Genomic DNA, 6,511 nt, shown 5'->3' with positions numbered 1-6,511 from the left:
TTCAGCAGATCACTCCGCACCCCGCGCCAGAGGATTTTTATTTCAGCCGGCCGCAGAGTGTTGACCTGGGATCTTAATGTCAAGGTGCGTGTTCCTCTTCTATTTAAGAAGGCCCTTGATTATCAGGGCCACGGCGTCTTTTTCGCTGAGGCCCCGCGCCATCAGTGTCTGGAGCTGTTTGGAATCCACACTTCCTATCGCGGCCTCGTGTGTTATGCGGGCCTGAGGGTGGCTCACCTCTACGACGGGAATGGCCGAGGCCACTGCTTTATCCTGCACGATTTCCTTGCAGTCTACATGACCCCGCGCTCCCGGAGCCGAAGCCGTGAGTTTGTTGTATATTTCGGCCCGGGCCGTGTCCCGAACCGCTATTCTTGAATTCAGAAATCCGCGCGAATTTTTTCCGGTCAGATGCCCCGTCTCGTTTATTTTTATAATGTCGTCCGCGTAGCCGCTTATTCTGGCTGTCATCTCAAGAGAGCTGTCTTCGCCGCAAGTCGTTTCGTAATCTATGTCAATCAGCCCGACCCTGCCTTTTACCAGCTCAAATTCCGTGGCGAAACTCGCGCCTTTTTTAAGATTGACTTTCGCTTTGGGGTACACCTTTGTGCCGCCGGATTCTCCGTGCACATGTCTTTCAAAATACCGGTATTCCGCTCCGTCTTCTATGTTTATCACCGCCTCCATTATGTGGCTTATATCAATGGCGTTAGGGAAGCTGCAGTGGGCGATTATGGATATCTTTGAATTTCTGCCGCATCCGACATCCATGATTATTTTCTGCGTTCCTTTTTCGGGGAGCATCCCGAAACATATCTGAACGGGGTTGTTTATCACCGCGTTTTCTTCTATCCTCATAACCGCGCGGATACCGTCTTTTATTTCCTCAATGTCCAGCTTTAACCCCGGGACAAGATGCGATCCCAGCACTTTGTTGTGGTGCACGACAAGATGGGCAGTGTGCCTGTCATGCAGTTCGTCGGCCGTTTTGTTTATCGAACTTAGAAGCTCATCAAGAGCCGTTTTTTTATCTGTCATAGGGTATCCCCTGTTCCGCCACGTATTTGAGATCGCAGGGCATGCATTTGTCATGGAAATAGGAGCTTATTTTTTCAGACGAACCCGAATCTCTTATACCGCCGTGGCACATGAGCAGGGCTCTTTCAGACTGTTTCAGCACCTGCAGGCTGTGAGTTATGAGGATGACGCTGCTGCCGTTTTGTTTGAGCATCTGCATGACTTCGAACATTTTATCCAGCGCTTCCACATCAATCCCCGAATCCGGCTCGTCCAGAAGAGTGAGTTTCGGCTCCATAACGAGAATGGAGGCTATCTCCACTCTTTTTCTCTCCCCGCCGCTCAAAGTCTTGTCGCAGTCGCGGTTCAGATAATTTTTCGGGCTGAGTCCCACGGCGTCCAGCGCCTTTTCCAGATTTTCCCTGGATTTGTCTTTGGCGGATGCTTCGAGAAAATCTCTTATGCTGATGCCGTCGAAACGCGCCGGTTCCTGCCAGCCCAGTGTTATTCCAAGCTTCGCCCTTTTGTCCGTGTCCAGATTTTTTATGGATTTCCCCTCGAAGAGGATGTCTCCCTCTATGTGCCTGAAATCCGGCAGGCCCATGAGGACGGACGCGAGCGTGGATTTTCCTGCGCCGTTGGGCCCCACCACGGCATGCACTATGCCGGACTCAAAAGAGGCGTTTATATTCTGCAGTATATTCTTCCCGCCCAGTTTTAAGGCAATGTCCCTTAACTCAAGAATGGTTTCAGTTTTGCTCATCCGCTATTAAACAAAAAAAGACGGTGTAATTCAATTGGACGCGGAGTGTTCCTGCGCTAATATCCGAAACTTTAATGTCTTGACAAAATAACAAGAACACCGTATAATATGTTCAGTACGAGTTGAACGATATGAAAAAACAGCAATCTGATATAAAGAGAGATATGATCAATCTCGCCGGAATGGGCTTTTCCCGATTCAGCCTCAGTCCCATAGCCGGTCAGATATATGCTCTTCTTTATATGAGCGACGGGCCTGTCACACTCAACGACATGGTCAGGGAGCTTGGGATCAGCAAAGGCTCAGCTTCAATGAACATAAGGATCCTTGAAGCATGGGGGGCTGTGCGGAAATTGTGGGTTAATTCAGACAGAAAAGATTACTATGAGGCAAATCCTGATATAATGACCATAGCGCTCAAAAGATTCAAAGAAGGTATGGTGAAAAGACTTGATGAACTGGCGCCGGCGCTTGAAAAAGCGGGGGATTCGGATTTCAAGGGCGGTGCGGCCGCGAAAGACGCCGAATTTTACAGGGGAAGGCTCGCCGAGATCAAAAAACTTATGGGGGGTATCCGTAAAGCGGTAGAGATCATCCCCGAGTCAGCGTCGGATAAAAAGTTCAGGATAATCAGTAAAATAATATCCGTCTTAAAATGAGGATCTGCATGCTTATACCGCGATTTTATCCTGTGATGGGAGGAACGGAAAATCAGTGCCGCCTTCTTTCAAAACAGCTCTTTAAAATGGGTCACGGCGTCTTTGTGCTGACACAGCGAGAGAAAAACACCGCCGCCTGTGAGACGCTTGACGGGGTGGATGTTTACAGGCTTCCGGGTTTTGCCCTTCCGGGGATATTCTCGTTCGGCTTTTTTTTCAGCGCTCTTTTCTTTCTGATTTCAAATAGGGTTAAATACGATTTAATACACGTTCATCTGGCGACATCCGCCGCTCTTGCGGCTGTTCTGAGTGCCGCGATCCTCGGGAAGGGCTGTGTGGTCAAATTCGCGGGCGCAGGCAGGACGGGGGATATCGGCACTTCGCGCGGAAAACCATGGGGCCGGCTGAAACTCTATATTCTGAAGAAATCCCGCGCGCTTTTCACGGCGCCTTCCGATGAGGTCGCCTCGGAGCTTCTGGGGGCCGGATTTAATAAGGAATCCGTTGTAAAAATCTCAAACGGCGTGGAGTGTTCTTATTATTCGCCGCTTCCGCAGGATGAGAGGGAAGCGCTCAGAAAAGAAATGCGGTGGGTCGGAAAAAAAGTGTTTCTTTTCGCCGGACGCCTTGAAGAACCGAAAGACATAGCTTTTTTTCTAGAGGCATGGGCGGCATCTTCGGATGAGCGCGGGCTTTTTGTAATTGCCGGAGAAGGCTCTCAGGAAAAGGCGCTCAGGGCGCTTGCGGAAAAAAAGAAAATAAAAAATATTGTCTTCGCCGGCAAAAGAAACGACATCCTCCGCTTTTACAGAGCCGCGGATTATTTCGTCCTTCCAAGCCGCGCCGAGGGGCTTTCAAACGCTCTTCTCGAGGCTATGTCATGCGGCCTGACGGTTATAGCCAGCGGTATCCCCGCCAACAGGGAAGTTATAGAAGACGGAGAGGATGGATTCTTGTTTTCATTCACTGATCCTGGCGGCCTGATGGATTTAATAAAAGAAGGCTTGGCCGGCCGCGATGTTACGGCGGGCACAGCCGCAAGAAGTAAAATAGTCCGGGGCTATTCAATCGGTAGCGTGGCCGAAAAATATATTAATCGGGTGTACGCCAGTATAGCTAATAGTAAATACCTGCCTGCCGGCAGGCAGGGCGATTAAGTGGAAGTTGATAGTTGAAAGTTGGAAGAGAAAAAACAAACGGGCATAAGCGGCTAAAAAATGCTGTTGCTGGCGGCGCTGTCGGAGCCGGAGGTAAAAATGGATTTTAATAAAGGTGCGATCGAAGGTGTTGTGATAAAAGAAATCCAGGGCTTTCAGGATAACAGAGGTAACCTTATGGAGACTTATAGAACAGACACTCTCCCCGCGGGGATTCAACCTGTGATGTCGTATGTTTCATATACGCATCCGGGGATAGGCCGCGGCCCTCATGAGCATATTGAACAGACGGATGTTTTCAGTTTCATAGGTCCCGGCGAATTTGAAGTGCATCTGTGGGATAATAGGAACAATAGCCGGACATTCAGGAATAAGATGGTTTTAACAGCCGGTGAATCGCGTCCCCTGACGCTTATAGTCCCCCCCGGAGTGGTACACGGGTATAGAAATGTTTCCAAAAAAGACGGTATGGTTCTTAATTTTCCGGACCGCCTTTTTGCCGGTGAAGGTAAGAAAGAAAAGATAGATGAAATAAGGCATGAAGATAAAGGAGATGAATTTTATCAGGATTTTATAAAAGAACTACCACGGAAACACGGATCAAGTGAAAGATAATAGGGGTTAGGGAATAGTGAAAAAGCGAAGAATGGAAAAGGTAAACGGAAGCTGGAAGCCGTGAGTGTGAAAAATAACTGGATACTGGCAACTGGCAACAAGGAAAAAGGACGAAAGGTATATGATTTGGCTGACAGGGAATAAAGGGATGCTCGGGAGCGATATTGAAAAACTCCTTATAAAAACCGGAGTTGAATTCATATCGAGTGATAGAGAAATTGATATATGCAGTAATTCCGATGTTATGAACTTCCTGGGAGGCAGAAAGCCGGATTGGATAATTAATGCCGCCGCCTACACTGATGTTGACCGGGCTGAACAGGAAATAGAAAAAGCCTTTAATATTAATGCGGAAGGCGTAAAGAATATTGCTGAAACAGCGGGCTCTCTTAATGCGGGGCTTATCCATATATCGACGGACTATGTTTTTGACGGCCAAAATAAATCAGGATATAGTGAAGGCGACCCGGTAAAACCGGTTAATGCTTATGGGGAGAGTAAGCTGAAGGGCGAACTGTATTTGAATGATATTCTGGCTAAACATTATATCATACGGACATCCTGGCTTTACGGCGCTTATGGGAAAAATTTTGTTCTGACAATTCTGGATCTGCTTAAACAGAAGAATGAAATCAAAATTGTCAGCGACCAGACAGGGTCTCCCACTTATTCTTGTGATCTTGCGGAAATAGTGTTGAGCTGCATAACACGAGACCAGGGGAAATACGGTATTTATAATTTCAGCAACAGCGGTTCGTGTAGCTGGTATGAATTCGCGTGTGAGATATACAGAATAGGGCAGAGTATCGGATTGGTAACCAGCGAGGTCAGGTTAGTTCCTGTGACTACTTCTGAATTTTTACGGCCCGCGATGCGGCCGGCCTATTCTTTGCTTAAGAAGGATAAGATAAAAAGAGAATTGAATGTAAACGTGAGGGGCTGGAAGGAAGCTTTGGCGGCTTTTATGGAGGTTCTCCGTTCAAAAACAAATGGGGAGACATCCTGAGCAGACGGGCTCTTGACAGAGGGCATAAATAAGCATATAATGTGTTCAGAACGCATTGAACGCTATGAACGCAAGTGTGTTCAGAGGAGAATAGCGGATGGGAAATAAATATTTTATCATAAAACTGTGGACCTGGGCCGACCGGAGATCGCCGATTATATCAAACAGGATGCAATAGGCAATGATTGTCAATTACAATATAAATAGGAATGTAGGCGTAAAGGCGAATGGTATTGCCACAAGGGTTTTAGGAAAAAAATTATTTATTGAATTTGAACAGGGCGCAATAATCTTAAAAGCCGGCGATGAAAGAATACTATTCGAAGGGCCGCTATATTATTATTTTGATCAAAAAGAAACAGAGTATTTACTGAACAAGTCGGAAAAATACATAAGCGAATTTTTAACAAAAGTTATAAAGAGAAAGGGTTTGGACTATTGCATCAGACATCTCGAGGGGGAATACAACACAGTAATATTCAACAATACATCCATAAAAATAATAGGGGACAGGTTAAAAAGACGGGAAATATTTTATTCCTATAATAGTACAAGTTTATGTGTTGCTTCCGATTTAGAGTATTTAGCGAAAAGAAAAAGCAAATTAGACTATGACCAGAATATTCTGGCACTTATGTTGTCTTCTAAATACCATTATATTCCGGCGGGGCATACAATTTATAAGGATATATACGCACTTGCGCCGGATGAAAGTATTAAATATTCGAAGAATGGTTTTGAGAAAAACAGGATACTTGCATTGAAGAACATTGAGGAATATGATGAGAGTAAGTTATTGGAATATTCGGGAATATTCAACCGGGCAGTTTTAGGAAGAGTGGGCAGAGGCCTAAACATAGCCAACAGTACAGGGGGCTGGGATACAACATATATCATTACTATATTAGTGGAATTGCTCGGCAAGGATAAGGTCGTAAGCTCAATTTATAATTGCAAATTTAAAGATGGTAAAGACTGGAATATCTATGAAAAAATCCGCGCCAAGAAGATTGCGAAGCACTTTAATATTAGGCATATGGAAGTTCCATTGGATTTCACTTCGGATGTATTAACTGATAATTTAAGGGAATTGCTTCCCTGTCTGCGTTCAAAAAATATTTATATTGCTCCCTTGCCCCATTTTATATTATATAAAGGTACAAGAAAATGGTTAGGGGTAAAGCAAAAAGGAACTATTTTTAGTGGCGAAGCTGCCGATTCTTTGCACAATTTCGGTTTTTCTCAGTACCTAAGTTTTTTTCATAAAAGCTACGCTTTTAAAGAATACGGAGAT

The 6,511-nt window shown here is 45.5% G+C and carries 7 protein-coding genes; 5 read left to right on the top strand and 2 right to left on the bottom strand.

Translation table 11 applies throughout. The features are described 5' to 3' along the window. Positions 1 to 99: 99 nt before the first annotated feature. Together FP827_06455 and FP827_06450 are read right to left on the bottom strand one after the other, a co-directional pair. Entirely contained in the window at positions 100 to 1,038 is a 939-nt protein-coding gene (locus FP827_06455; protein ID MBA3052708.1) for a SufBD protein, read from the bottom strand. Then, complete coding sequence (locus FP827_06450; GenBank protein MBA3052707.1) at positions 1,028 to 1,780, bottom strand: ABC transporter ATP-binding protein; 753 nt, start codon at positions 1,778 to 1,780, stop codon at positions 1,028 to 1,030. Before FP827_06450 ends, FP827_06455 begins: the two co-directional genes overlap by 11 nt. A gap of 131 nt (positions 1,781 to 1,911) precedes the next feature. Here FP827_06450 and FP827_06445 point away from each other — a divergent pair, with 131 nt between their 5' ends. From FP827_06445 to FP827_06425, 5 genes are all read left to right on the top strand, one after another. Beyond that, positions 1,912 to 2,439 carry a hypothetical protein gene (locus FP827_06445; protein ID MBA3052706.1) on the top strand — a complete coding sequence of 176 codons (528 nt, stop codon included), beginning with the start codon at positions 1,912 to 1,914 and terminating at the stop codon, positions 2,437 to 2,439. Next, positions 2,436 to 3,596, top strand: a complete 1,161-nt coding sequence (locus tag FP827_06440) for a glycosyltransferase family 4 protein (protein MBA3052705.1) — start codon at positions 2,436 to 2,438, stop codon at positions 3,594 to 3,596. The genes FP827_06445 and FP827_06440 overlap by 4 nt, the downstream gene beginning before the upstream one ends. 99 nt (positions 3,597 to 3,695) lie before the next feature. Further along, the gene (locus FP827_06435; protein MBA3052704.1) at positions 3,696 to 4,211 is read left to right on the top strand and encodes a dTDP-4-dehydrorhamnose 3,5-epimerase; all 516 of its coding nucleotides are present in this window, start codon (positions 3,696 to 3,698) and stop codon (positions 4,209 to 4,211) included. 121 nt (positions 4,212 to 4,332) lie between these two features. After that, on the top strand, positions 4,333 to 5,217 hold the full coding sequence (gene rfbD, locus FP827_06430) for a dTDP-4-dehydrorhamnose reductase (GenBank protein ID MBA3052703.1): 885 nt from the start codon (positions 4,333 to 4,335) through the stop codon (positions 5,215 to 5,217). 181 nt (positions 5,218 to 5,398) lie between these two features. Next, on the top strand, positions 5,399 to 6,511 hold a 1,113-nt coding region (locus tag FP827_06425; GenBank protein ID MBA3052702.1), incomplete at its 3' end, for a hypothetical protein.

It is taken from the genome of Candidatus Omnitrophota bacterium (assembly GCA_013791745.1).
Classification (GTDB): Bacteria; CG03; CG03; order CG03; family CG03; genus CG03.
The sequence above is the reverse complement of the archived record's forward strand: the minus strand, read 5'-3'. Positions and strand labels throughout refer to the sequence as shown.

Bases quoted from the DNA above. Each gene is read 5' to 3' on its own strand.
- rfbD (MBA3052703.1), top strand. From the start codon at position 4,333: ATGATTTGGCTGACAGGGAATAAAGGGATGCTCGGGAGCGATATTGAA.
- FP827_06455 (MBA3052708.1), bottom strand. From the start codon at position 1,038: ATGACAGATAAAAAAACGGCTCTTGATGAGCTTCTAAGTTCGATAAAC.
- FP827_06450 (MBA3052707.1), bottom strand. From the start codon at position 1,780: ATGAGCAAAACTGAAACCATTCTTGAGTTAAGGGACATTGCCTTAAAA.
- FP827_06440 (MBA3052705.1), top strand. From the start codon at position 2,436: ATGAGGATCTGCATGCTTATACCGCGATTTTATCCTGTGATGGGAGGA.
- FP827_06435 (MBA3052704.1), top strand. From the start codon at position 3,696: ATGGATTTTAATAAAGGTGCGATCGAAGGTGTTGTGATAAAAGAAATC.
- FP827_06445 (MBA3052706.1), top strand. From the start codon at position 1,912: ATGAAAAAACAGCAATCTGATATAAAGAGAGATATGATCAATCTCGCC.